This is a genomic window from Limosilactobacillus walteri, assembly GCF_014830205.1.
Lineage (GTDB): Bacteria > Bacillota > Bacilli > Lactobacillales > Lactobacillaceae > Limosilactobacillus > Limosilactobacillus walteri.
In genome coordinates this window covers 1-910 of record NZ_QORN01000074.1, presented here as the reverse complement: position 1 = coordinate 910, position 910 = coordinate 1, and the positions used below count along the sequence as shown (strand labels likewise).

Genomic DNA, 910 nt, shown 5'->3' with positions numbered 1-910 from the left:
AACGCTTCGTCATGAAAAGCGATCTCTTCGATATATCGCTGATTACCTGGGCTTTAGTAAGACTACTATCTTTAATGAAATTCACCGGTTAAAGGGTGAATACCATGCGACTAGTGCGCAAGCCGACCACGAAACTAAACTTAGTTATCGTGGCCGGAAATGCTCATTAACGGTTAACCTCAAACGACTAATCGAAGAAAAGATCAAGGTCCAAAAATGGTCAATTGAACAAGTAGCCCATGTGGTTATGATCGCCTATAAGACTATCTATAACTGGGTTGATCAAGGCCTCTTAGAGATTAGCTTAACTGACTTACCAGATCATGGTATTCGCCGTAAGCGGGCTAAAGAAACTCGTGGTACTTTTAGTCATGGTCGTTCGATTGAAGATCGTCCAGCTGAAGCTTCTGATCGTAATATTGCAGGTCATTTTGAAGCTGATACGGTTTTATCTGGTAAGCGCAAAGGTCAAGCAGTAGCTACGTTTGTCGAACGCAAGAGTCGCCTTACTATCGTTAAACGGCTTGATGGACGAGATAGCACTTCAATGACTAAGGCTATCCTTGAGTTAGCTAATCAATTAGGAACTAATCTCAAGACACTGACGGTTGATCACGGGAAAGAGTTCGCCAACTACCAATCAATTGAGAAAAATACCGGCGTGCCGTTGTACTTTGCACATGCTTATTCTCCGCATGAACGTGGTAGTAATGAGAATCGTAATCGAGTGTTACGGCGATTTATTCCTAAGGGTCAGCCAATTGAAGAGATTAGTGATGATGAATTGATTCAGATTAACTGGTATCTGAATTCACGGCCTCTCAAATGTTTGAACTGGCGAACTCCAATTGAGATCTTCTTGCTTAATCTGCGTCATTAAATTTGTTCAAGTTATTTATTGCAATCTGCC

General features: G+C 41.6%; 1 protein-coding gene. It reads left to right on the top strand.

Annotated features, from left to right (window positions below; genetic code table 11):
- Nucleotides 1-880, top strand: an 880-nt coding sequence (locus DTK66_RS10915) for an IS30 family transposase (RefSeq protein ID WP_191668693.1), incomplete at its 5' end; no start/stop codon positions are given.
- Between the last annotated feature and the right edge of the window lie 30 nt (nt 881-910).